We start from the raw sequence: 23,201 nt of genomic DNA, 5'->3' as shown, positions 1-23,201 counted from the left end.
GGATACCGGCAGCCGGATGACGGATTGAATGATAATGAAATGAGTGAAGCAACGAAATGAAAGCATTTGATCAGCCCTACATTGTGGAAACGCCTTTTATATATGATTATTCTCTTGATCAGCTCCAGGGATGGATGAAGGAGCAGGGCCAGCCTGCCTTCCGCGCGGGCCAGCTGTTCGACTGGCTGTACGTGAAGCGCGTCACCTCGTTCGAGGAGATGACCAACCTGCCCAAGGAGCTCCGGGACAAGCTGGCGGAATCGTTCCAGTTCGTCACGCTGACCGAGATCACCCGTTTTGAATCGAAGGACGGGACGGTCAAATTCCTGTTCGGCCTCCATGACAATCATGCCATCGAGACGGTCATCATGCGCCACAACTACGGCAACAGCGTCTGCGTGACGACCCAGGTCGGCTGCCGCATCGGCTGCACGTTCTGCGCCTCCACGCTGGGCGGCCTCAAGCGCAATCTGACCGCCGGCGAGATCATCGCGCAGGTCGTCAAGGCTCAGCAGATGCTTGACCCGAGCGGAGAGCGCGTCTCCAGCATCGTCATCATGGGCTCCGGCGAGCCGTTCGAGAACTATGAGGCGACGATGGGCTTCCTGCGCACGATGATCCACGAGAAGGGGCTCAACATCGGACAGCGCCACATTACGGTATCCACGAGCGGCATCGTGCCGAGCATGTACAAGTTCACGGACGAGAACACGCAGATCAATCTGGCGATCTCGATCCATGCGCCGAACGATGAGCTGCGCTCCAAGCTGATGCCGGTCAACCGCCGCTATCCGTTCCAGGAGGTCATCGACGCCTGCCGCAACTATATCGCCAAGACGGGCCGCAGGATCACATTCGAGTATGCCCTGATCGGGGGCACCAACGACCGGCCGGAGCATGCGCAGGAGCTTGCCGAGGTGCTCAAAGGCATGCTCTGCCACGTCAACCTGATTCCGGTCAACCATGTGCCGGAGCGCAAGTATGTGCGCACGCCGCGGGAGGATATTTTCGAATTCCAGAGAATTCTGGAGAAGAACGGCATCAACGCGACGATCCGCCGCGAGCAGGGCCACGACATCGCGGCAGCCTGCGGCCAGCTTCGCGCCAAGCATATGGAACTTACGCAGTGAGGTGACGGGATTGATAAGAGTGAACCGCAGTGATATCGGCCGGATCCGGATGGCCAACGAAGACCGCTCCTGGGCGGGCGTGACGGACGGAGGCCTGACCGTCGCCATCGTGGCCGACGGCATGGGCGGCCATCAGGCCGGAGACGTGGCGAGCCAGCTTGCCGTCGACGCCTTCCGCGAGGAAGTGGAATCCGCGGCCGCCGGCATGACGGAGGAAGAAGCCCATGAGCTTCTGCGCCGGGCGATCCGCAAAGCCAATGAGGTCGTATTCGACATGGCTTCGCGCAACGAACAGTACCACAACATGGGCACGACGGTCGTCGCGGCCCTGTTTGTCGAGGAGCAGCGGCTGATCGTCGGCCATATCGGAGACAGCAGGGCATACCGCATCTCGGAAGGCGGCATCACGCTGCTGACCGAGGATCACACGCTTGTCAACGAGCTTGTCCGCTCCGGGCAGATCAGCTGCGAGGAGGCGGCGCATCATCCCCGCCGCAACGTGCTGACGCGCGCGCTGGGCACGGATTCCGAGACGGAGCTGGAGCTTCAGGCGCTGCCTTGGGCGGCAGGCGATATTCTGCTGCTGTGCAGCGACGGCCTGAGCGGAATGGTCGGCGACGAGGACATCCGCATGACAGTATCCGCCGAAGGATCCTCCCTGGAGGAAAAGGCCGAGTCTCTGATCCAGCAGGCGCTGGCAGCAGGCGGGGACGACAATATTACGGTAGTGCTGCTGCAATCCGGCTCCGGCACGGACGGAGAGGAGTGAGCGTAAGCGCATGATCGGCAGAGAATTAGGTGGACGCTATGAAATCCTGTCCCGCATAGGCGGGGGAGGCATGGCGCTCGTATACAAAGCCCACGACGTGCTGCTCAGCCGCAACGTCGCGGTGAAAGTGCTTCGTTCCCAGTATGTCCATGACGAGGAGTTCATCCGGAGGTTCCGCCGCGAGGCGCAATCCGCCGCCGCCCTGTCCCATCCCAACGTCGTCAGCATCTATGATGTAGGGCAGGAAGAAGAAGTCCATTACATCGTCATGGAATATGTAGAAGGCCATAATCTCAATGAAATCATTCAGGAGCGGGCGCCGCTCCAGGCGGACGAGGCGGTGCGGATATCCTCGCAGATCGCAGACGCTCTGGACCACGCGCATCAGAACCATATCATCCACCGCGACATCAAGCCGCACAATATTCTGATCGGCCGCAACGGCCGGGTCAAGGTGACGGATTTCGGCATCGCCCGCGCGGTGACGTCCTCGACGATCACCCAGACGGGCTCGGTGATCGGCTCCGTGCATTATTTCTCGCCGGAGCATGCCAAAGGCGTCAGCACGGGAGAAAAGTCGGATATCTATTCGCTCGGCATCGTCCTCTATCAGATGGTGACGGGCAGGCTTCCTTTCCTCGGCGAAAGCCCGATCAGCGTCGCGCTCAAGCATCTGCAGGAGCCGCTTGAGGATCCGAAGTCGGTCAATCCGCTCATTCCGCAAAGCGTGGAGAACATCATCATCAAGGCGACGCGCAAAAATCCTTCCGAACGGTACCGGACGGCAGGCGAGATGCTGGAGGATCTGGAGACGTCCTTGAGGCCGGAAAGAATCCGGGAGCCCAAGATTACGTTTGCGGCCGGCGACATGGACGAAACCAGGGTCATGCCGGCGATACGTCCCGGCATGCTTGCGAATGAAGGCAAGCCTTCATTCGAATATCCGGCCAGCGGGCAGGGAGCCGCGGCGAAGGACACCGTGCGCATGGCGTCTGCCGAGGAGGAAGAAGAGGAGGAGGAGCTTCCCCGCCGCAGAGGCTGGGTCAAGCCTCTCGTCATCATCCTGATCACGCTCGCTGTCATCGGAGCCGTATATGGCGTTTTCCGCGTCGTATCGGGATCCCTTGACGTAGCGGAGGTCGAGGTGCCTTATGTGGTCGGACAGACCGAGCAGCAGGCCCGCACGATGCTGGAGGACGCGGGGCTTATGATCGCCGAGCCTTCCATCCGCGCCTTCAAGGCGGATATTCCGAAGGACCAGGTCTTTGCCCAGTCCAAGTCCAACATGCGGGTGAAAAAGGGCTCGCGTGTCCAGCTGTCGGTCAGCGACGGACCGGAGCTGAAGAAGCTGGGCAGCTATGTCGGCCAGAAAGTCCAGGACGTCGTCGCGGCCCTGCAGGATCTCGGCCTGGATTCCGGACAGATCAAGCAGACCGAAGTGTTCGACGCATCGGCGGAGCCGGGAACGGTCATCAGCCAGAATCCGCCGCCCGATACCGACCTGGACCCGACAACGGCGACGGTGACGCTCACCGTCAGCAAGGGCCAGGAAACGGTGCCGATGCCGGATCTGGTCGGCAAGTCGGTCGACGATGCCAAGAAGATGATTCGCGATGCCGGACTTGAAGTCCGCGACGAGAACATTCTGAAGCAAGACAGCTACGAGAAGGAAGGAATCGTCCTGTCGCAGGATCCTTACGGCCCCGGCTCGCAAGTCTCCAAGGGCACCCAGATTTCGCTGACGGTCAGCGGAGGCTTCCCTAAGGATGCTTTGGACTATACGTTCAACCTGCTCATCTCTCCTTCGCGGGCGGGCAAGTCAAGCGAGATCCGGATCGTCTACAGCGACGCGACGGGCAACGACATCGAAATGCGGAAGACCAGCATCAAGGAGACCAGAAGCTTCGACGTCAAAGTCGTGCTCGCTCCCAATACGGAAGCTCTCGTGAAGATCTACCGCGACGGCCAGCTGGCCGATACGTTCTCGCGCTCCTACGAGGACGAGAAGGCAGGCAGGGACTCGGGGCCGATGGCCGTGCCGGGAACGGATCCGACCCCGTCGCCGACGCCTGAAGCGACCCCGACGCCGGATCTTGGAGCTGTCGCGCCTCCGGATGGAGAGAACGCTTCGATGGATCAGGACGGCAAGCAAGACAAAGACAAAGATAAAGACAAAGACAAAAACAAGGACGGGCGACCATGACGGAAACGACTGATTACTCCGGCACAACGGGCCAAGGCCTGATCGTCAAGGCGCTTAGCGGATTCTATTACGTCATTCCGGACGGCGCCAGCGGCAAGCCGCTGCAATGCAGGGCGCGCGGAATCTTCAAGAAGCGGGGAGAGTCCCCGCTTGTCGGCGACCGCGTCGTCTACAGCGCGAGCGTGACGGGGGAAGGCACGGTGGAGGAGATTCTTCCGCGCAGCACGGAGCTCGTCCGGCCGCCTGTGGCCAATGCCGATCTGGCGGTGCTCGTGTTTTCCGTATCCGAGCCATCGCTCAGCTTGACCCTGTTGGACAAATTCCTTGTCCATATCGAGCATTCGGGCCTCGAAGCGGTGTTATGCCTGAGCAAGCAGGACTTGTCCGAGGATGGCCCGGACGCGGAGGAAGCAAGCGAAGCGATCGATACGGTGGAGCGGGTCTACCGGGCGATCGGCTATCGGGTCATCGGCACAAGCTCCAGGCAAGGCAGAGGGCTGGAGGAGATCCGCGCCGTGCTCAAGGGCCGGCTGGCCTTGTTCGCGGGGCAGTCGGGCGTCGGCAAGTCATCCCTGCTCAACGCGCTCGTTCCGGAGCTGAAGCTGGAGACGAACGAGATCAGCTCCAAGCTGGGCCGAGGCAAGCATACGACGCGCCACGTGGAGCTGGTCGAGGCAGGCGCGGAGCCGGGAGACGGCTATGTCGCCGATACGCCCGGATTCAGCCAGCTCGACTTCCAGGAGCTCGGCATCGAGGATCTGTCCTACGGCTTCAAGGAAATGAGGGAGCTGTCTCCGGACTGCAAATTCCGCGGCTGCACGCATACCCATGAGCCGGGCTGCGCCGTTACGGCCGCGCTCGCGGAAGGAACGGTCGCTCAGAGCCGGTACGACAGCTATGTGCAGTTCCTGGGAGAAATGAAAGAGAAGAAGCGGAGGTACTGAACATGACCATCATCGCGCCATCCATCTTATCCGCTGATTTTTCCAAGCTGGGGGAAGAGATCGCCGCCGTCGAGAAGGCGGGAGCGGATTGGATCCACGTGGACATCATGGACGGCCACTTCGTCCCCAATCTGACCTTCGGCCCTCCGATCATGGGGGCGGTCCGCCATGTGACGAAGCTTCCGTTCGACGTTCATCTCATGATCGAGCAGCCGCAGCAGTACATCGAAGACTACGCCAGAGCCGGAGCGGACCGCATTACCGTGCATCTGGAAGCCTGCACCCATCTGCACCGGGTCATCCACCAGATCAAGGAGCTGGGGCTGCCTGCGGGCGTGGCGATCAATCCCGGCACTCCGGTGCAGCTGCTGGAGCCGGTTCTGGACGATGTCGACCTCGTGCTCATCATGACAGTGAATCCGGGCTTCGGCGGCCAATCCTTCATCCCTTACTCGCTCGACAAGCTGCGGACGCTCCGCGGCATGCTCCACGACCGCGGCCGCAGCGGCGTCCATGTGCAGGTGGACGGAGGCATCAATGCCGCGACAGCGCCGCTCGTGCGTGAAGCGGGCGCGGATGTGTTCGTTGCCGGCAGCTACGTATACGGGGCGGAGGATCTGGCGGCGGCGATAGCCTCGCTGCGGTAGGCGCCATGGAGACGGAGAGCAGATGGAGAGGATTTGCCGCTGCGATGCTCTACGGCATCGCCTGCGGCCTGCTGATGACTTTGTTCGTCATGGTGCCCGGCGTCATCCGGTTCGTTTTTTCCCTTTTGGCTTTATGGCTGGGGCTGCGTTTTTTCCGGACCCACGAGACGGTATGGAGGCGAGTCGGCTTCGTCTTCTTATCCATTCTCTTCTTCATCCTGTCCGTCATCGCGTACACGATGTACGTCTTCGTCAAGCACGGCACCGCTCCGTAAGGTAGGCTGCCGCCCAAGCTGAGGCAGAGGCGGAATAGGACAAATTCTTCCCGCATAGGATGGTTACATGAACTTCAGGTTCTTGTAGCCTTTTTTTGTTGTGCATGAAGAGATAAGGGGCGAATGTTCCGCGGCTGGAGGCGGCCCGGCGGCCTCATTCGGGCGGAAGCGCGGCCCGGCAGTGAATACACGACCAGCGATTTCGAGGAGGGATGAAGCATGAAATTCTACACGATCAAGCTGCCTAAGTTTCTGGGCGGATTTGTCAAGGCCATCTTGAACACCTTCCAAAAAAGCTGACTTCCGTGAGCAGCTGCCGGCCCTTCCGAACTGAAAAGCCCGCAAAAAAGCACCTGGGCATAAGCCCAGGTGCTTTTTGTCGTCGGAAAAGAAGGTACAGGCATGTCCCTTCTTGGACGCAAAGGCGTGTTCACTACACGCGGGTTACCTTGCCGGATTTCAGCGCGCGGGTGCTGACCCATACGCGTTTAGGCTTGCCGTCGACGAGAATGCGCACTTTTTGGACGTTGACGCCCCAAGTACGGCGGTTGCGGTTATTCGCGTGGGAAACGTGGTTTCCGGTGCCCGGAGCTTTGCCGGTTACGAAACATTTGCGAGACATGCGATACACCTCCTTTACAGCTTGCAGGTCGCCCTATGCGAACAACAAAGTCCGCATGAAAACATACTTGGATATCTTAACATACAATAGGCTCTTGATCAACCATCGTTTGGCAGGCGGGACGCGGCCTCGCAAGAGGCAAGAGCAGGCGCATTTGCGAGAAAAACGAAGGGAAGAGCGTTTCAGGCTTCATAAACGGGCTGAAATATAGTACAATGGATGTCAGTCCTTGTTCCCAGGGAATAGTAGGGCGTGCAGCTTGCCAAGTTCTGCCCGATACGAAGGAGTGTGTAACCTGCCATGCCCATGCAGCTATCGACCGAATTAGGTAAAATTTTTGTGACTGACGATGTCATCGCCGTCATTGCGGGATCTGCGGCGCTCGAATGCTACGGGCTTGTCGGCATGGCCTCGCGCAAGCAGCTCAAGGACGGCATCGCCGAGCTGCTCAAGAGGGACAACCTTTCCCGCGGAGTGGAAGTGCGGCGCGAAAACGAAGAATTTCATATCGACCTGCATATCATCGTAAGTTACGGCACCCGGATTTCCGAGGTCGCCCATAATATCCAGACCAAAGTCAAATACGTGCTGAACGAAGTGATCGGCCTGAGGGTCGACCATGTCCATATTTTTGTCCAGGGCGTGCGGGTCATCAGTTAGTGGAAGGGGAAATTTCGTTTGGGAAAGCGCTTTATTAACGGTTCGGACTTCGCCGGTATGGTTTTGCTCGGTGCGGAGAATTTGCAGCGGGGCGCGGAACGCGTCAACGCTTTGAATGTATTCCCCGTTCCCGACGGCGATACGGGTACGAATATGAACTTGACGATGGCTTCCGGAGTCCGGGAGCTGCAGAATAAGAATTCGGACTCGGTGGGCCGTACGGCTGAGGCTTTGTCCAAAGGCCTGCTGATGGGCGCCCGAGGCAATTCCGGGGTCATTCTGTCCCAGCTTTTCCGCGGAACCGCAAAAGCGCTGGCCGGCCTGGACGAGGCAGGGCCGGTGCAATTCGCCGCCGCCCTGCAGCAAGGAGTCGACATGGCCTACAAGGCCGTCGTGAAGCCGGTCGAAGGCACGATTCTGACGGTCGCCAGGGAGACGGCCCGCCATGCCCAGACGGCAGCCCGCCGCACGGACGATATGGAATCCCTGATGAGGGAGGTGCTCTCTCAGGCGGAAGAAACGCTGCGGCGTACGCAGGAGATGCTTCCGGTGCTGAAGCAGGTCGGAGTCGTCGATTCCGGCGGCCAAGGGCTGGTGCTCATCTACGAAGGCTTTTTGGCCTACTTTGTCGAGAATCGGCTGCCGGTGCTTTCGGAAGCCGCCCCGGTCGAGGTCTTCCGCGAGCCTGGCCGCTCCTCCGACCCTTTGCCGGTCTATCCTGCAAGCCCGCAGCCGGCAAGCCGCGCTGGAGCCAAAGCCCAGGCACGGCTTTCGACGAGCGAGATCGAATTTTTCTACGACATGGAATTCTTCATCAAGCCCAAGCTTGCGCTGCCCGGAGCTCCTGCCTTCGACGAAGAAGGCTATCGGCAGCAGCTGGCGAATGACGGCGACTCGATTCTGGTCATCGCCGAAGACGACCTCATCAAGGTCCACGTCCACTCCCGCCGCCCCGGCGACGTGCTGAATCTGTCTCTTCCATACGGCGAGCTGACGGATTTCCATATCCTCAACATGAGGGAGCAGCACCGGGAGCTGCTCGGCGAGGATGCCTTCAACGAAGCGGTCCGCGGTCTGGACATGGCTTCGGACGAGGCGCTCGCCGTGGCGGAAGTGCTGGCGGGATCGGCTTCCGCCCTGCAGACGCCTCCGGAATCCGTTCATGAATGGGCTCCTTACGGCATTATCGCCGTCGCGATCGGAGAGGGCATCTCCGGCATCTTCCTCGACAACAACGTCGATGTCGTGCTGTCCGGGGGACAGACGATGAATCCGAGCACCGAGGATTTCGTCAACGCGATCGAAGCGCTGCCGGCCGAGCATATCTACCTGCTCCCGAACAACAGCAACATCATTCTCGCCGCGGAGCAGGCAGCCGAGCTGTCCGGCCGCAGCGTAAGCGTCATCCCGACCCGTACGGTGCCGCAAGGCCTCGCGGCGGTGCTCGCCTTCAAGGAGAACGAGACGCCGGAGCGCAACAACGCTCTGATGGCCGGCGCGGCCAAGGCTGTGCGGTCGGGAAGCGTCACGCAAGCCGTCCGCAATACCGAGATCGACGGCGTGGAAGTCCGCGAGGGCGATTACATCGGCATCTTCGAGAAGGCGATCGTCGTCTCGGAACCGTCTCTTCTGGAGTCCTGCAAGGGACTTGTCGGACGCCTCCTGGCGAATGGCGGCGACCTGCTGACCATCCTTACGGGAGAAGACTCCACGGAAGAAGGCACGGAGGAGCTGGCGGCCTGGATCGCCGATGCCCATCCGGATGTCGAGCTTGAAGTTCATGAAGGCGGACAACCGCTTTACCCTTATTTGTTTGCCCTGGAATAACGGGGATAATCGGCTGGAGGACGGTTGGAACAGAATCGTCCTCCAGACGAACAGCAGCAGTCCGTGGAGGTTGACGTAAATGACGACGAAGGTTCGGATAGTAACCGACAGTACAGCGGATATTCCGCGCGAAGTCCGGGAGCGGTTGAACATCGAGATGGTGCCGCTTCAGGTGCTTTTTGGAACCGAATCCTACCTGGATTCCGTAACGCTCCAGGCCGATGAATTCTACGAGAAGCTGGAGAAGTTCAGCGGGCTGCCGACGACATCGCAGCCTTCCCCGTCCGAATTCATGGCCGTATACGAGCGGATTCTGGATGAATCTCCCGATGCGCCGATCATCTCCATCCATCTGTCCTCCCAGTTCAGCGGCACCTTCCAATCCGCCCTGCTTGCCCAATCGCTGATCGAGAGAGAGGCCGACATTACGGCGGTGGACTCCAAGTCGGCTTCCTACGGCAACGGCATGCTGGTCGTGAAGGCTGCCGAGATGGCCGAGGCCGGAGCGTCCAAGGAGGATATCCTGGACGAAGTGTACCGGATGCGCAAGGAGACAGGGCTCTATTTCCTCGTGGATACGCTGGAATACCTTCAAAAAGGCGGACGGATCGGCAAAGCTTCGGCATTTTTCGGATCCATCCTCAATATCAAGCCGATCCTGTCCATCGATGACGAAGGCTCCATCACGCCCGTGGACAAAGTCCGCGGCACCAAAAAAGCGGTACAACGCATCGTTGATCTGCTGAAGGAAAAGTTCGGCGACGATCCTGTGGCGGTCCACTTCGCCTGGGGATACCAAAGAGGCTCCGCGCTCGATCTGTATGAAGCGATCAACGCTTCGTTCCAGATCCGCCATACGACCACCACGACGCTCGGTCCTGTCATCGGCGCCCATGTAGGCCCAGGTACCGCAGCGGTGTTCATGCAGAGAGCATGACCCATAAACCTCTTGCCCGGCTGGAAGAAATTCCGCTGAGGCAGATCAAAGGCGTGAGCGCTCCGAAGGAGCAGGAGCTTCACGCCTTTGGCATCTATAACGCAGCCGATCTGTTGAACTATTTTCCTTTCCGTTACGAGGATTATCGTCTCCGTTCCCTCGGAGAGGTGAAGGACGGCGAGAAGATCACCGTTCAGGGCATCATCCGGGGGCTGCCGATGGTCGCCCGCTTCGGCAAAGGAAAAGCCCGCATCACCTGCAAAGCCGAAGTGGACGGACAGCTGGTGACGGCCGTCTGGTTCAACCGGATGTTCCTCAAGGATCAGCTGACGCTGAGCCGGGAAATAACGCTCACGGGCAAATGGGATGCCCGGCGGATGCAGCTGACGGTGACCGACTCGGAGTTTCCCGACAAGGGAGTCGCCAAAACAGGCACGCTGCAGCCGGTCTATTCGGTCGGAGGCGGGATTACGCAGGCTTGGATGCGCAAGACGATCGGACAAGCGCTGGCTCAATACGGCAGCCTCCTGGAGGAGAACCTCCCGGAGAGGCTCGTGGCGAAGTACAAGCTGATGCCGAGGTCCGAAGCGGTGCTGCATATCCATCATCCCGAGCATCCACAGGACGGGCAAGGCGCGCGCAGAAGGCTCGTCTACGAGGAGCTGTTCTTTTTCCAGCTCAAGCTGCAGGCATACCGGATGCTGAACCGCCGCCGCGCGGACGGCATCGTCCACCGGGTCGATCCGGAGGTCATCCGCCAGTTCGCGGCTTCGCTGCCGTTCGAGCTGACGGATGCCCAGAAGAAGGTCGTCAATGAGATTCTTGCCGACATGCGCCAGCCCCATGCGATGAATCGCCTGCTGCAGGGCGATGTCGGCGCGGGCAAGACGGTCGTCGCCGCCATAGCTCTGCTCGCGGCCGTCAAGGCCGGGCATCAGGGAGCGCTCATGGTGCCGACGGAAATATTGGCGGAGCAGCATATGAGGTCTCTGACGAGGCTGTACGAGTCGGCCGGCGTCCAGACCGCGCTGCTAACCGGCAGCGTAGGGGAGCGCAAGCGCCGCGATCTGCTCGCCGGGCTGCAGATGGGGCTCATCGACGTGCTGATCGGGACGCATGCGCTGATCCAGGACGACGTCGTCTTCCGCTCGCTTGGTCTTGTCGTCACGGATGAGCAGCATCGGTTCGGAGTCAATCAGCGCAGCGTGCTCAGGCGCAAGGGACCGAGTCCGGACGTGCTGACGATGACGGCGACGCCGATTCCGCGCACGCTCGCCATTACCGCGTTCGGAGACATGGACGTGTCCACGATCAAGGAACGCCCGAAGGGCCGCATCCCGATCAAAACCTATTGGGTCAAGCATGTCATGATGGACCGGGTGTTCGGGTTCATCCGCCGGGAGACGGCGGAAGGACGGCAGGCATATGTCATCTGTCCGCTCATCGAGGAATCCGAGAAGCTGGACGTGCAGAATGCGATCGATCAGTTCGTGCAGCTGCAGCAGGCTTTCCCGGATCTGAAGGTCGGCTTGCTGCATGGCAGGATGACGACGGCCGAGAAGGACGAGGTCATGCGGGCGTTCGGCGAGAACGAGCTGCAGGTGCTCGTCGCGACGACGGTCGTGGAGGTCGGCGTCGACGTTCCCAACGCGACGCTGATGATCATCATGGACGCGGAGCGCTTCGGCCTCTCGCAGCTGCATCAGCTGCGCGGGCGGGTAGGGCGCGGCGCCCATGCCTCTTACTGCGTGCTCGTCGCGGATCCGAAGAACGAAACCGGACGCGAGCGGATGGCCGTCATGCAGGAGACCGACGACGGCTTCGAGGTGGCGCGGCGCGACCTGGAGCTGAGAGGTCCCGGCGATTTCTTCGGCACGAAGCAGAGCGGCCTGCCGGACTTCAAGCTGGCCGATATGGCCGCTGACTTCGCCGTGCTGGAGGCCGCCCGGGACGATGCGGCGGACATCGCCGCCGAGCCTGATTTCTGGACTGCGCCGGCCTATGCCGACATGCGGGCGATGCTTGCCAAGGATCCGATCTTCCAAGGAGCCCAGCTCGACTGAGCCTTGGCGTCTCCGTCCTTGGGGCGGTAGTTGCCAAGGTTCCGATTTTTCATGGCGATCAGCTATAAGCCGGAAAATAGACAACCGTGTCGGGCCTTCGCGTAATATCTGGCTCCTGCCCCGCAGCTGCTTGCCGGCTGCGGGGCGTTTTTGCGTCCCGTGCGCTTAATTCGCCTTTCTCAGGAAACTCTCGGATGGGCCCGGCATAGGATAACATCGGTGGTTTTGAGGTGTTGCCCGACCAAATCGATGGAGGTGCCTGGCTGCATGAGCTACGAAAAGTACGGAATACGGCCCGAATTCGTGGAACGCGTCAAGCTGAAGCTGAAAAATCCGGCGGTGAAGGATCGCATCAAGCTGCTTGTGAACGGAGTTACGAAGTACGATCTGGCCGACCGCGCCAAAGTGAAAAAGCTGGTCCGCAACGGAGCCGGCATCCTGCAGGAAAAGCTGACGGATACCCAGGAGGAGCAGCTGGTGCAGTTCGTACTGAGCCAAAAGATCGATCCGAACAATACATTCCACCTCATCAAGCTGTGGGGGATGTTTCGCTGAGCAGGACGGAGCGTCTGAATCCTTCTAGCGTGCATGGAGGAAAGCATTCCTATCCATGATTCCGAGCATACTCATCCGTGCTGCCGAGCAATCGAAAGGGATCGACTTTACAGGGATGAATCTTCAGCACTCGAAAGGGATCGACTTTACATGGATGAACCTTCAGCACTCGAAAGGGATCAATTTTGCATGGCTGGATCTTCAGCACTCGACTGGATTGCATGGCTGGATCTTTAACATGTGAATGTAATCAACTTGGCATGGCTGCACCTTGAGCATTTGAATGTAATCAGCTCAGCTATGCATGGATGCAGCTTGAGCGTTGGAAATAGATATATCCGAGCGGATTATCGCCGGCAGCCGGCAGCTGTAAAAGCGTTGAATTTTCGGGCGGAACACCCGGCATTCTGCGCTTTTTTGTGACCCGCGAACTCCCATAAGCATTCCTGATGACAGGCATAGAGGATCTGAATTTAACATCTCTCCCCAACTGTCCTATAGTGAAGTCAACAACAGGACGGAAGGTGAAGGGTTTGACACAGGTTCAGGTACAGGTACAGGCGGCATTCAAGCAGTTGCCGGGAAACAAGGGATTCGCTTTCGGGCTGTTCCTGACGGCGATGCTGGCGGCTGCGGCGAAAATGATCGCCGAGCTGCCGGGATTCCAGGTATTCGGTCCGCTGGTGCTGGCTATCGTGCTTGGCATGGCCTACCGGCATTTTGCGGGAGGAGTGCCGGCGGCGGCAGGGGCGGGCATCTCGTTCGCTTCGAAGACGCTGCTGCGGGCGGGCATCGTCCTGCTCGGCATGCGGCTGAATCTGGGCGACATCGTGTCGGCCGGCCCCCGTGTGCTCGCCATCGACGTCATCCACATCGCGGTGACGATTCCATTCGTCGCCTGGATCGCGTCGCGTCTGGGCACGAGCCGGAATCTGGGACTGCTCACCGCCTGCGGAACCGCGATCTGCGGCGCGGCGGCCGTTGCGGCCATATCGCCGCAGCTCAAGGCCAAGGAGGAGGAGACGGCTGCGGCTGCAGCCGTCGTCGCTATCCTCGGCACCATCTTCACGCTGATCTACACGCTGCTCTATCCGGTGCTTGGAATGAGCGCTTCGGGATACGGAATCTTCTCCGGCTCGACGCTCCATGAGGTTGCCCATGTGCTGGCCGCGGCAGCGCCGGGCGGACGCGAGGCGGTCGACATGGCCGTCGTCGTCAAGCTTGGCCGCGTGGCGATGCTGGTCCCGGTCGCGCTGCTGCTCGGCATGTGGACGGCCAGGAAAAGCCGCATCAAAAGCCGCATCAAAAGCGGAAACGGAGCCGAAACAAAGACTCCGGTGACGATACCTTGGTTTATTTTCGGATTTCTGGCCGTCAGCGCCATCCATACGACAGGATTGGTTCCGGAGGAAGCAGCTTCCGCGCTTGTCACGGCGGCTTACCTGCTGATCGCCATGGCGATGGCGGGACTCGGACTGGGCGTAGACGTCAAGATGTTCAGGCGGCTAGGACCAAAGGCTTTCGCGGCGGGGCTTGCCGGCTCGGTGCTGCTGACGGCGATCGGTTTCGGCCTTGTTCATCTGCTCGGGCTTGCGCAGGGCTGAGCCTGCGCCGCTCTACGGCTGGGGGCGGCATTCGCAGTTGGATGGAGAGAGGGGCGGCTTCGGTTCCGGGGCCGCCTTTTTGATCTGATTATCCGCATGATTTTCAACGTATGAATGCGTCTCCATTTAACGCGTCAAGGTGTATAATGAGCGATGGAGGTGTACATGCATGACTTATATTGAAGAAGGAGCCGTCGTATTGTTTCAGGGCGACAGCATTACCGACGCCGGGCGCGACCGCAGCCAGGGAGACAGCCTCGGTTCCGGCTACGCTCTGATGGCAGCCGCTCAGTTCGGAAGAAAGCACCCGCACAAGGACGTGAAGTTCCTCAACAGAGGCATCGGGGGAGATCGCGTCGTCGACCTGGCCAGCCGGTGGGAGGAGGACTGCCTGGAGCTGCGTCCGTCCTGGCTGTCGGTCTATATCGGCATCAACGATACCTGGAGACGCTTCGACAGCGGCATGCCGCTGAGCGCGGAAGCGTACCGGGACACGTATCGTTCCATCCTGGAACGAGCGCTGGAGAAGAGCGCACCGAAGCTCATTCTCGTGGAGCCGTTCGTGCTGCCGGTGAATGAGGGACAGAAGGCATGGCGCGAGGATTTGGATCCTAAAATCCAGGTCGTGCGCGAGCTTGCGGGAGAATACAAGGCTCTTTATGTTCCGCTCGACGGCCTGTTCGCCCAAGCGGCGGCCGCGACAGGACCGGCCTACTGGGCTCCGGACGGCGTCCATCCTTCTCCGGCGGGCAACGCGCTGATCGCCGAGGCTTGGATGGACGCGGTGAAGGCTTAACCGATCCTTCAAGTGCTGAGAAGCAAAAGATAGACATTATAGCGGCAACTGCCGCATGCACAGGCAAAGATAGGCGACAAGCGGCAGGCATTCCGGCTTGATAGCGGAGCTGGACTCAGCTGGCGGATCGCTCAACAACGAACAGAAGCCCGCCGGAGGAGGCGGGCTTTTGCCTTTGCTTCGGCCTTTTCTGCCTGCACAAAGGTTGGCGGTCAAGGCCGCTTCTGCGGCAAGCCTGTATCAGGCAAGCGGACGCAGCTTCTTCTTGAAGCCGGCTTCGCGGGTGAATCCGACCGATTCATAGAAGGCATGCGCTTCGCTGCGGTGGGCGCCGGACACGAGAATCATATACGTGCATTGATGCGCGTTCGCGAATCTTTCCAGATCCGCCATCAGCTTTTTTCCGACGCCGCCGCCCCGGCAATGAGCCGATACAACGACGTTCTCGATCAGCAAATAGGGGCGGAGGCCGCCGACGAGATCCGGGCAGAGTATGCCCATCGCCGTGCCGACGAGCCGCTCTCCGTCGGAGGCAACGGCAACACGGATGCCGTCGTTGCCGGCCATGTTGTCCAGCCGCTCGGCCAGAGCCGCCGGATCGGTATCCGTCCCGGTCAGCTCCAGCAGCAATTCTGCCAAGGACGAGGCATCCGCAGGCATGGCGCCGCGCAGTTCAATCGGATTCGACATCGTTGTCCAGACCACCTTTCTCCGTTGAATCTTTTCTACAGCATACCAAAAATGGCTTTATCCGTCTTGTCCTAAAGGAAGAAGCGGCTCCAAGCCGAATAGAAGAGAATGGGAACGAGAAGGGAACATGGAGTTTATGAGCGTTGTGGCATCTCCAGACGGAGGCTGGCCCCGAACCTTGAGCACCGATGTGAAGAGAAATTGACCCTGATCCAATAAGCTCTGATGCATAGAGAGGAGAAGATGCCGTGAGCGGATCTCTGCATGAATGGATGGATCCACTGGCGCTGCCGGAAACGGAAGAGCCCGCCCGGCTCCTGGCCCAATGCATGTATGCAGGAGGCGATGCGGAGAAGCCGCATCGTGTCCTGCAGCAGTACCGCGAGGACGGGGAGCTTCACCTGACCGGCCTCGGCGAGGGCGGCAGGCTGATCGGCATTGCCGGTTATCGGGCGCCATCCCATAGCGACGCCGTGCTGCTGCATCTTGCGGTGAGTCCGGAGCTGAGGGGCGGCGGGACGGGCAGGCGGCTCGTTTCCCGCTGTCTGCAGGCGGCGAGGAATGGCGTTTTGCGGGCTGAGACCGACGCCGATGCCGTCGGATTTTATCGGAAGCTCGGCTTCGATATCCGCAGCTTGGGAGAGAAGTATCCTGGAGTAGAGCGTTTCGATTGCACGCTCCGCCGTTATGTCCCGAGGAAGGCGGACAGCGGGGACTTCTCCATAATCTCCGCATGGCCGGCCAGCCGCAGCGAGGCGTTTTATATGTTCCCAAGGGGCGGATATCCATTGCGTGCCGACGAGCTGGAGGCTGCGGCGGCCGAACGCATCTGTCCGACGCTGCTGACCGAAGCCGTGGACGGGACGCCTGCCGCTTATGCGAATCTGTACGAGTCGGAAGGCAAGCTATGGCTAGGCAATGTCATCGTCAGTCCGGATTACCGCGGCCAGGGAGCCGCGGCAGCGCTCCTGGAAGCGATGGAAGCGGCAGCCGCGGAGCGGGTGCGGGAGCTGCATCTGACCTGCCATGGCCCGAATGGAAGGGCTCTGTTGTTTTATGCCGGCGCAGGCTGGGTGCCTTGGGACATCCGCAAGATGGAGGGGCCGGATGGAACGCCGATCGCGGCCGTTCGTATGAGGAAGCAACTGGCGCAGCATGGAGAGGATAACGATTGAAAGGATGATGGAAATGGGACGCTGGGAATATAGAACGCTCAAGCATCAATTCGGGGGCTGGACGGGCACGAAAATCAACATCGAAGATCTCGACGAACGGCTGAACCTGCTTGGAGCCGAAGGCTGGGAGCTGGCCTCATCCTTCGATACGAGCCGTTACGAGGGAGCCTCGACGGGAATCGTGATGATCTTCAAGCGATGGGTGGAGGCATGACCGGCAGGGAGGAAACCCGATTCGGCTGAGATCCATGATGAAAACGAGAGGCGGGGCTGGATGGACGTCACTTGCCATCGATTCGTGCTTGCGGCAGCCAAGCCGGCATGAGGCTGCGGCGGGCAGAAACAGAAGAAATGGCTGGCGGAGCTCGCGGCCCTGGAATATCCTTGGGAGCTGTCATGGACGCCTCTCGAAAAAGCCAAAAGCCTTTCGGATGTCCGAAAGGCTTTTCGAGGTCAATCCACCAGCGGCTCGATGCAGTCCCGCGTGTCATTCTTGACGCTGCCGACGCCGGCGCCGACCGGATAGGCGGCCATCTCTTCCTCCGGATAGGGGACGAGCAGCGGCGACAGGCGGGCCGCATCCTGGATGCCGCGGTCAAGCCACAGAGGCTCGTCCTCCGGTCGGAGGATGACCGGCATCCGGTCGTGAATGGAGGCCATCAGCCCGTTCGGGGATGTCGTCAGCACCGTACAGGTGGACAAGCGGTCGCCAGCCGGCGACACCCACGTCTCATAGAGACCGGCCATGGCAAAGGGCTCCCGGCTGCGGAGCGTAATGCGCATCGGCTGCTTGCCCGATTCCGTGCGCTGCCACTCGTAGAAGCCGTCGGCAGGAATGAGGCAGCGCTTGCGGCGAAGCGCATCCCGGAACGCCGGTTTGGCAGCGGCCGTTTCGGCTCTGGCGTTGAGCATGCGGCTGCCGATCTTCGGATCGTCTGCCCATGGCGGCACCAGTCCCCACTTCAGCTCGCCCAGCCGATTGTGCTTGCCGTCGCTGACGACGGCCATGACCATCTGGCCCGGAGCGACGTTGTAGCGGGGTTCCAGCTGCGGGATCGTCGTTTCCCCGATCAAAAAACGGAGCATGAGCTCTTCCAGCGTGACGGTCAGCGTATAACGTCCGCACATGGTTGTCCCTCCTCAAGAAAGGAATGGCTTTGAAAGCAGGATGTTCGCAGCCCTCCAGCTTCCATAAGCATAGTATGTCTGCTGACTTTCGGCAAATCTCCGATCAGCTGATCAGCCGGCAGCAGGCTGCCGGTCATGTGCGCCTCCAATATGGCGCAGGTCGCCGCGCTGGGCTGGGCATCAAGCTTCAGCCGCCCGTCTCCGCCCTGTCGCCGATGAACGGTTGTCCGGAGGATTAAGCGGGAAGCTTTCAGACTATACTGGGAACAGACTGATTCGGTGCGGGAGGAAGACGGGCATATGAAGGAAAGCAAGGCCGGAAACGAGAACGGACAACGGCATCGGCCCGGAAAGCGGGACGATGCGGCCGATATCCGGGAAGCGGCGGATGGAGGGGGCGCGGATGGCGGCATCGAAGCCGCGCCTGACGTCAAAAACGCTCCTGCTCCCCGGAAGCATCCGCTGTTGAGGCTGCTCCTGCTGCCGGCGGCGCTGCCTCTGGCGGCCGCAGCCTATGCGGCCGCCAAGCGGCGCAGCCGACGGGCTTCCCGCGAGCTGGCGGAGCGGGCCGCTCCGCTGACGCTGACCGCTCCGTCCGTCGCGGAGCTGCGCGCCGCCTGGCAGAAGCTGGAGCGGGCTGCCGCCAAGAAAGCCTCCTTCCCTGCCCCGGGCTGGCTGGCGCATCCTCAGGCTGCCTCCGGCAAGCAAGCCGGCCTGCCATCGCCCGATCCGGCATGGGCGATCGAAGCCGCGGCCGCGCCGGGAACGCCGCCTCAAGCTGGCGGTCCTGCCGGCGACGCCGTCCTCGTGCAGGGCATCCGCGCCGAGACCGCGCGGATGAACCGCAACAACTTGACCCGGACGGAAGCCTACCGCCAGTTCTATCTGCGGCGCCCGGAGGTTCACTGGGCGCTGCTGGCCCATATGGTGAGCCGCAACGGCGGCTGGAACATGACCGATCTGCAAGGCGAATGGCTGCCCCGACTGCTCGACACCGCCAAGCGGAGGGCATGCTTCGGGATGCTGGAGAGAGCCAACGCGCTTATTTTCCATGACGCTTATGCACAGCTGCTTCTATACGAGGAAAGCAGGCGAAGCGGGCGCAGCCTGCTGCATCTGCTGCCGGCGCTCGGAGTGTCAGCCTTCATGCGGCCTGTCTGGCAGCAGTTCCTCCGCACGGGCGATGCGGTGCCGCTGACGATCGGGCTGATCGTCAACGAGCAGAACTTCATCGAGAGCCGGGTCGTCCAGAACGGCTACTATCGGCGCAAGGTGCTCGGCACGTTCTACTTCGGCATGCAGTCGGTGCTGCAGCTGAACCAGGTCGTGTTTCCATACGGACGGGATGAAAACGGAGAACCGCTGCTCGCAGGGCTTATCCTCGAGGACTTCTCCGATCTCAAGGAGCGGATCGAGTTCGGCAAGCGGCTGTACGCGCTGCTGTTCGGAGTGCCGGGGGTGTCGAAGGGCGTCCTTGAGTTCGCCAAAAAAAACCGTCATACAGGATCGCGCAGCGACTATGCCCCTGCGATGTACGCAGCTGTACGCCGTTCCCCGCCGACCGCCGCCTACCGGGAACGCCTCTCCGGCGGACGGCTGCGTCACGGAGCGGAGCCCCTCTACAGCCCGCCGCTCCAAGCGGCGTGGTCGGACCGACCCGTCGATGGCCCGGAGCCGGGGGACTGGTTTGCGGGCACCGCTTCCGTCCTGCCTTATTTCCGCGGCTTGCCGCTGCCGCATCCATTCGAGATGACGGCCGACTACCGCATCGCGCTCGGCAAGGTGGAGCTTGCCGTGCTTGCCACGCAAGCAGCCGGCGCCGCGGCCAAGCCGGCTCCATGGCCGGCTCCGCCAGCAGAGGAAGAAAGCATGGACTAGCGAGTCCAGCCGGCTCCGGATCCCGTCCGGACCGGCTTTTTTTGTCATGCCGGCTTGCCGTGCATCCGACGAACGGCCGCCCGAGCAGCCGCAGCCGAAGCAATCACTTGTTCGCTTGGCGACCGGAGGGCGATGGCGTATGATAAGAGCACAGCCAAGATCAAGCTCGCTCTGCCATCCATTCCAGCTTCGGGCGGTGAGACGATGGGAAGCAGACGGTTTTTCAGCCTCAGATCCAAAGTTCTGCTGTTCACCGTGGCGGTGGCGGTTATTCCGCTTGTAATTGTAAGCGGTTTCTCGACATTTGAATCGACGAAGCTCATTCAGAGCCAAGTCGCCCAGCTGAAGCTGGAAAGCGCGCGTGCCGTATCCAGCCATCTCGACATGATGATGAACGACGTCAATACCATCTCCCTCAATCTCATTCAGAATCGGGATGTGTCCGCCTATCTGTCCTCCAATGATCCCGACGCCAAGCAAAAGCAGCTCTCGCGCATCCTGTCCATCTGCAACGAGCAAGCCTTCAACAAGCCTTATCTGTTCTCGATTTATTTGCAGGATCTCGGCGAGAAGGGCATCGACACGCGAGGTGCGCTCAATGCCATCCCTCCCGACCGCCTGCTGCGGGCCAAGGAGCTGAAAGGAGGCGACAGCTGGTACCCCGACAGCGTCTACGTCCAGAACAAGGAGATCAAGGTCATCACCATGATCCGGGACATCCGGGATATCAACAATGTCGGCCGCTCGCTGGGCGTCCTTAAAATCAATATTCCGCAAAGCAGCATCCTGGAGCTGTATCGAAGCAGCATGCCGGGAGAGAGTCCCTTCTACTTGCTGGACGGCAATCGGATCGTGCTTACCTCGGAGAAGACCGGTCCGGACGGAGGCGGCGAGCCTCCGCCGCTGCCTGCCGGCGGGCTCGGCTCCGCGGGCGAGGGCCAGTACGCCGCAGAGCTGGACGGAGCGAGCTACCTGGCGGTCTACTACCGGATGAGCCGCCCGGATTGGCATATCGTGGAGCTGACGCCGCTGCGGCAAATAGCCGAGCCTGCAGCGGTGATCCGGCGTTTCGCTTATGCCTCCATGCTGGCCAGCCTGGCCGTCTGCCTGGCCTTCATCCTCATCTTCGCCTCCAAGGTGCTGAAGCCGCTGAAGAAGATCCGGGAGCTCATGCGCCATGTGGAGCGAGAGAACTTCGGCGGGCAGATGGAGGTGAAGGGCAGCGACGAGATCGCGCTGCTATCGCATGGCTTCAACCGGATGTCGCGCAAGCTGGATGAATTGATCAACGAGGTCCACGTGTCGCGGATGAAGCAGAAGGATGCCGAGCTGAAGGCGCTCGAGGAGCAGATCAATCCCCATTTTCTCTACAATACGCTGGATATGATCTATTGGATGTGCCGGATGGAGCGCGCCTTCGAGACTTCGCTGATGATCAATTCCCTGTCCCAGCTGTTCCGGATCGGCCTGAACAGCGGAAGCCGCTTCACGACAGTCGAGAAGGAAGTCGAGCATATCCGCCATTACATGGCGATCCAGCAGAAGCGGCATGACGGGGGAATCCGATTTCTGGAAGAGATCGATCCATCCGTCCTTTCCTGCAAGGTGACGAAGATCGTGCTGCAGCCGATCGTGGAAAATGCGGTTCGCCACGGCATCGAGGCGGGCGGCGGGGAAGGCGGGATCCGGCTGCGGATCTACCGCCAGGGAGGCGATCTTCTCTACGAGGTCGCCGACGACGGCGCCGGAGCGGATGAGCGGGAGATCCGGACCCGGCTGGAAGCAGGCGAGGCCGGCCAGGGAAGCCGGAAGGAGGGGGGCCTTGGCTTGCCGAATATACGGGATCGGATCCGGCTGAACTACGGCCCTGGCTACGGTCTCGAATTCAGGAGCATTCCGGGCGAAGGCACGGTCGTTACCGTGCGCCAGCCATGCACAGAGGGGGAGGCTGTCCATGTTCAAGGTCATGCTGGTTGACGATGAGAAGATGGTGCGCAAAGGAATACGGATGTCCATCGATTGGCAGCGTTACGGCGTCGAGATCGCATCCGAAGCACGCAACGGGGCGGAAGCTTTGGAGAAGCTGCGGGAAGAGCCGGTCGATCTCATCCTTTCGGATATCCGGATGCCGGTCATGTCGGGCATCGAGCTGGCGCGCACGGTCAAGCAGCAGTATCCCGACGTGGAAATGGTGCTGCTGAGCGGCTATGAAGACTTCGGCTGCGCCAAGGAGGCGATGGCGCTCGGCATCCGGCATTACCTGCTCAAGCCGGTGCTGGCCGACAGTCTGGTGGAGACTGTGTCTGGACTTCGCGACGAGGAGAAGGAGCGCAGGCTCCGGAAGCAGGGGGAGCAGCTGAGAGGACAGCTGTTCCGGGCGAGCGCTCCTCTGCTCAAGTCGAGGCTGGTCGCGGGGATGCTGGAAGGCAGGATCGGCCGGAAGGAGCTTCTCGAGCAGGCGCGGCTGCTGGGCATGGAGCTGGGAGCTCCTCCCTATGCCGCATTCGCGGCCGAAGTGGACGGCTACCGGCAGCTGCAGGAGCGTCTCACGCCCTCGGAGCTGGATGCTTACGGATATGCCTTGCTGAACATCGCCGAGGAAACGCTCGCCGCCGCCCCCGGGAACCCGGTCTGCATAACGGCGATCCGCCCCGGCAGGCTGGCAGGGATCATCCCTGTGCCGAGCGGGAAGCTCCCTTTGGAAGCTTTGGAACGGGTCGCGGAAAATGTCCATGCTTGCCTGGGCGTTTCCATTGGTGTCGGCGTCTCTCTTCCGGTCCCCGGTCTCGAGGATGCGGGACGAGGCTTTGCTGAAGCGCTGGCTGCCCTTCGCCAGAAGGCTGTTCCGGCCAGGGAAGGTGCCGTCGTGTACATGAGCTCGAATCCCGATAGCCGGCTTCCGGAGGATGAGCCGGCTGCGCATGCTGAAGAGGCGGATGGACGGGCATGCGCGGAGGAGGCTGTCCGCAAGCCTAGCGCCGCTAGCCGCCTCGTCAAGGAAGTCATCCGTTTCGCCGCCGAGAACGGCGACAAGCCGATCGGACTAGCGGAAGCGGCCGACCATGCGGGAGTGACGGCGGCTCATCTGAGCAAGGTGTTCAAGGAAGAGACGGGAACGACCTTCATCAAGTGGCTGACGAGGCATCGGATGGAGGAAGCCCAGCGGCTGCTGCGGGGCAGCCGCCTGAGGACGGCGGATATCGCCTGCAAGGTCGGCTACCTGGACTATAAGTACTTCTCGCTGATGTTCAAGAAACATGCGGGAATGTCCCCACGGGACTACCGCAATCGATAGCCG

General features: G+C 60.9%; 22 protein-coding genes. 19 read left to right on the top strand and 3 right to left on the bottom strand.

Annotated elements, in window-relative coordinates; genetic code table 11:
* The first annotated feature begins 56 nt into the window (after positions 1 to 56).
* The 7 genes from rlmN (at position 57) to spoVM (ending at position 6,268) form a co-directional block, all read left to right on the top strand.
* A complete protein-coding gene (rlmN, locus tag ACLBWT_RS01200; protein WP_447661286.1) occupies positions 57 to 1,130 on the top strand; it encodes a 23S rRNA (adenine(2503)-C(2))-methyltransferase RlmN in 1,074 nt (357 codons plus the stop codon).
* A 19-nt stretch (positions 1,131 to 1,149) separates the two neighbouring features.
* On the top strand, positions 1,150 to 1,899 hold the full coding sequence (locus ACLBWT_RS01195; protein WP_447661285.1) for a Stp1/IreP family PP2C-type Ser/Thr phosphatase: 750 nt from the start codon (positions 1,150 to 1,152) through the stop codon (positions 1,897 to 1,899).
* Between the two features lie 10 nt (positions 1,900 to 1,909).
* The gene (gene pknB / locus ACLBWT_RS01190; protein ID WP_447661284.1) at positions 1,910 to 4,102 is read left to right on the top strand and encodes a Stk1 family PASTA domain-containing Ser/Thr kinase; all 2,193 of its coding nucleotides are present in this window, start codon (positions 1,910 to 1,912) and stop codon (positions 4,100 to 4,102) included.
* Positions 4,099 to 5,046, top strand: a complete 948-nt coding sequence (gene rsgA / locus ACLBWT_RS01185; RefSeq protein ID WP_447661283.1) for a ribosome small subunit-dependent GTPase A — start codon at positions 4,099 to 4,101, stop codon at positions 5,044 to 5,046. Before pknB ends, rsgA begins: the two co-directional genes overlap by 4 nt.
* A 2-nt stretch (positions 5,047 to 5,048) precedes the next feature.
* Positions 5,049 to 5,693, top strand: a complete 645-nt coding sequence (gene rpe, locus ACLBWT_RS01180) for a ribulose-phosphate 3-epimerase (protein WP_447661282.1) — start codon at positions 5,049 to 5,051, stop codon at positions 5,691 to 5,693.
* Between the two features lie 5 nt (positions 5,694 to 5,698).
* On the top strand, positions 5,699 to 5,968 hold the full coding sequence (locus ACLBWT_RS01175; RefSeq protein WP_447661281.1) for a hypothetical protein: 270 nt from the start codon (positions 5,699 to 5,701) through the stop codon (positions 5,966 to 5,968).
* 219 nt (positions 5,969 to 6,187) lie between these two features.
* Positions 6,188 to 6,268, top strand: coding sequence for a stage V sporulation protein SpoVM (gene spoVM, locus ACLBWT_RS01170; protein ID WP_040711006.1), 81 nt, complete (start codon positions 6,188 to 6,190; stop codon positions 6,266 to 6,268).
* A gap of 133 nt (positions 6,269 to 6,401) precedes the next feature.
* On the opposite strand, the gene rpmB is transcribed toward spoVM, so the two are convergent.
* Positions 6,402 to 6,590, bottom strand: coding sequence for a 50S ribosomal protein L28 (gene rpmB / locus ACLBWT_RS01165; RefSeq protein WP_048748286.1), 189 nt, complete (start codon positions 6,588 to 6,590; stop codon positions 6,402 to 6,404).
* Between the two features lie 300 nt (positions 6,591 to 6,890).
* On the opposite strand from rpmB, the gene ACLBWT_RS01160 reads away from it, so the two are divergent.
* From ACLBWT_RS01160 to ACLBWT_RS01130, 7 genes are all read left to right on the top strand, one after another.
* Complete coding sequence (locus ACLBWT_RS01160; RefSeq protein WP_049867603.1) at positions 6,891 to 7,250, top strand: Asp23/Gls24 family envelope stress response protein; 360 nt, start codon at positions 6,891 to 6,893, stop codon at positions 7,248 to 7,250.
* An 18-nt stretch (positions 7,251 to 7,268) separates the two neighbouring features.
* Positions 7,269 to 9,077 carry a DAK2 domain-containing protein gene (locus tag ACLBWT_RS01155; protein WP_447661280.1) on the top strand — a complete coding sequence of 603 codons (1,809 nt, stop codon included), beginning with the start codon at positions 7,269 to 7,271 and terminating at the stop codon, positions 9,075 to 9,077.
* 79 nt (positions 9,078 to 9,156) lie between these two features.
* Positions 9,157 to 10,014: a DegV family protein gene (locus tag ACLBWT_RS01150; RefSeq protein ID WP_447661279.1), complete on the top strand. Its 858-nt coding sequence runs from the start codon at positions 9,157 to 9,159 to the stop codon at positions 10,012 to 10,014.
* Positions 10,011 to 12,077 carry an ATP-dependent DNA helicase RecG gene (gene recG / locus ACLBWT_RS01145; RefSeq protein WP_447661278.1) on the top strand — a complete coding sequence of 689 codons (2,067 nt, stop codon included), beginning with the start codon at positions 10,011 to 10,013 and terminating at the stop codon, positions 12,075 to 12,077. Before ACLBWT_RS01150 ends, recG begins: the two co-directional genes overlap by 4 nt.
* 267 nt (positions 12,078 to 12,344) lie before the next feature.
* Positions 12,345 to 12,632, top strand: coding sequence for a stage VI sporulation protein F (locus ACLBWT_RS01140; protein ID WP_447661277.1), 288 nt, complete (start codon positions 12,345 to 12,347; stop codon positions 12,630 to 12,632).
* Between the two features lie 575 nt (positions 12,633 to 13,207).
* On the top strand, positions 13,208 to 14,236 hold the full coding sequence (locus tag ACLBWT_RS01135) for a YeiH family protein (protein WP_447661664.1): 1,029 nt from the start codon (positions 13,208 to 13,210) through the stop codon (positions 14,234 to 14,236).
* 169 nt (positions 14,237 to 14,405) lie between these two features.
* Entirely contained in the window at positions 14,406 to 15,032 is a 627-nt protein-coding gene (locus ACLBWT_RS01130; protein WP_447661276.1) for an SGNH/GDSL hydrolase family protein, read from the top strand.
* 240 nt (positions 15,033 to 15,272) lie between these two features.
* Here the strand turns inward: ACLBWT_RS01130 and ACLBWT_RS01125 are convergent, their stop codons facing one another.
* Positions 15,273 to 15,722: a GNAT family N-acetyltransferase gene (locus ACLBWT_RS01125; RefSeq protein ID WP_447661275.1), complete on the bottom strand. Its 450-nt coding sequence runs from the start codon at positions 15,720 to 15,722 to the stop codon at positions 15,273 to 15,275.
* Positions 15,723 to 15,970: 248 nt separating this feature from the next.
* Here ACLBWT_RS01125 and ACLBWT_RS01120 point away from each other — a divergent pair, with 248 nt between their 5' ends.
* The gene (locus ACLBWT_RS01120) at positions 15,971 to 16,897 is read left to right on the top strand and encodes a GNAT family N-acetyltransferase (protein WP_447661274.1); all 927 of its coding nucleotides are present in this window, start codon (positions 15,971 to 15,973) and stop codon (positions 16,895 to 16,897) included.
* Positions 16,898 to 16,910: 13 nt separating this feature from the next.
* Entirely contained in the window at positions 16,911 to 17,111 is a 201-nt protein-coding gene (locus ACLBWT_RS01115) for a DUF4177 domain-containing protein (RefSeq protein WP_447661273.1), read from the top strand.
* A gap of 239 nt (positions 17,112 to 17,350) precedes the next feature.
* Here the strand turns inward: ACLBWT_RS01115 and ACLBWT_RS01110 are convergent, their stop codons facing one another.
* Positions 17,351 to 18,025 (bottom strand): SOS response-associated peptidase, encoded by a 675-nt coding sequence (locus ACLBWT_RS01110; protein WP_447661272.1) that lies wholly within the window; start codon positions 18,023 to 18,025, stop codon positions 17,351 to 17,353.
* A gap of 300 nt (positions 18,026 to 18,325) precedes the next feature.
* On the opposite strand from ACLBWT_RS01110, the gene ACLBWT_RS01105 reads away from it, so the two are divergent.
* The 3 genes from ACLBWT_RS01105 to ACLBWT_RS01095 all read left to right on the top strand — a co-directional run bounded on the left by ACLBWT_RS01105 (position 18,326) and on the right by ACLBWT_RS01095 (position 23,198).
* Positions 18,326 to 19,903, top strand: a complete 1,578-nt coding sequence (locus ACLBWT_RS01105) for a DUF2515 family protein (RefSeq protein ID WP_447661271.1) — start codon at positions 18,326 to 18,328, stop codon at positions 19,901 to 19,903.
* A 132-nt stretch (positions 19,904 to 20,035) separates the two neighbouring features.
* Positions 20,036 to 21,880: a sensor histidine kinase gene (locus ACLBWT_RS01100; RefSeq protein ID WP_447661270.1), complete on the top strand. Its 1,845-nt coding sequence runs from the start codon at positions 20,036 to 20,038 to the stop codon at positions 21,878 to 21,880.
* On the top strand, positions 21,858 to 23,198 hold the full coding sequence (locus ACLBWT_RS01095) for a response regulator (protein WP_447661269.1): 1,341 nt from the start codon (positions 21,858 to 21,860) through the stop codon (positions 23,196 to 23,198). The genes ACLBWT_RS01100 and ACLBWT_RS01095 overlap by 23 nt, the downstream gene beginning before the upstream one ends.
* Positions 23,199 to 23,201: the final 3 nt, after the last annotated feature.

The organism is Paenibacillus sp. D51F (genome assembly GCF_053345695.1).
The sequence above is the reverse complement of the archived record's forward strand: the minus strand, read 5'-3'. Positions and strand labels throughout refer to the sequence as shown.

Coding starts and splice junctions, on each gene's coding strand:
- ACLBWT_RS01175 (WP_447661281.1), top strand. CDS start 5,699: ATGGAGACGGAGAGCAGATGGAGAGGATTTGCCGCTGCGATGCTCTAC.
- ACLBWT_RS01130 (WP_447661276.1), top strand. CDS start 14,406: ATGACTTATATTGAAGAAGGAGCCGTCGTATTGTTTCAGGGCGACAGC.
- ACLBWT_RS01150 (WP_447661279.1), top strand. CDS start 9,157: ATGACGACGAAGGTTCGGATAGTAACCGACAGTACAGCGGATATTCCG.
- ACLBWT_RS01095 (WP_447661269.1), top strand. CDS start 21,858: ATGTTCAAGGTCATGCTGGTTGACGATGAGAAGATGGTGCGCAAAGGA.
- rpe (WP_447661282.1), top strand. CDS start 5,049: ATGACCATCATCGCGCCATCCATCTTATCCGCTGATTTTTCCAAGCTG.
- ACLBWT_RS01105 (WP_447661271.1), top strand. CDS start 18,326: ATGAAGGAAAGCAAGGCCGGAAACGAGAACGGACAACGGCATCGGCCC.
- ACLBWT_RS01140 (WP_447661277.1), top strand. CDS start 12,345: ATGAGCTACGAAAAGTACGGAATACGGCCCGAATTCGTGGAACGCGTC.
- ACLBWT_RS01115 (WP_447661273.1), top strand. CDS start 16,911: ATGGGACGCTGGGAATATAGAACGCTCAAGCATCAATTCGGGGGCTGG.
- rlmN (WP_447661286.1), top strand. CDS start 57: ATGAAAGCATTTGATCAGCCCTACATTGTGGAAACGCCTTTTATATAT.
- ACLBWT_RS01100 (WP_447661270.1), top strand. CDS start 20,036: ATGGCGTATGATAAGAGCACAGCCAAGATCAAGCTCGCTCTGCCATCC.
- pknB (WP_447661284.1), top strand. CDS start 1,910: ATGATCGGCAGAGAATTAGGTGGACGCTATGAAATCCTGTCCCGCATA.
- ACLBWT_RS01160 (WP_049867603.1), top strand. CDS start 6,891: ATGCCCATGCAGCTATCGACCGAATTAGGTAAAATTTTTGTGACTGAC.
- rpmB (WP_048748286.1), bottom strand. CDS start 6,590: ATGTCTCGCAAATGTTTCGTAACCGGCAAAGCTCCGGGCACCGGAAAC.
- rsgA (WP_447661283.1), top strand. CDS start 4,099: ATGACGGAAACGACTGATTACTCCGGCACAACGGGCCAAGGCCTGATC.
- ACLBWT_RS01110 (WP_447661272.1), bottom strand. CDS start 18,025: ATGTGCGGACGTTATACGCTGACCGTCACGCTGGAAGAGCTCATGCTC.
- recG (WP_447661278.1), top strand. CDS start 10,011: ATGACCCATAAACCTCTTGCCCGGCTGGAAGAAATTCCGCTGAGGCAG.
- spoVM (WP_040711006.1), top strand. CDS start 6,188: ATGAAATTCTACACGATCAAGCTGCCTAAGTTTCTGGGCGGATTTGTC.
- ACLBWT_RS01125 (WP_447661275.1), bottom strand. CDS start 15,722: ATGTCGAATCCGATTGAACTGCGCGGCGCCATGCCTGCGGATGCCTCG.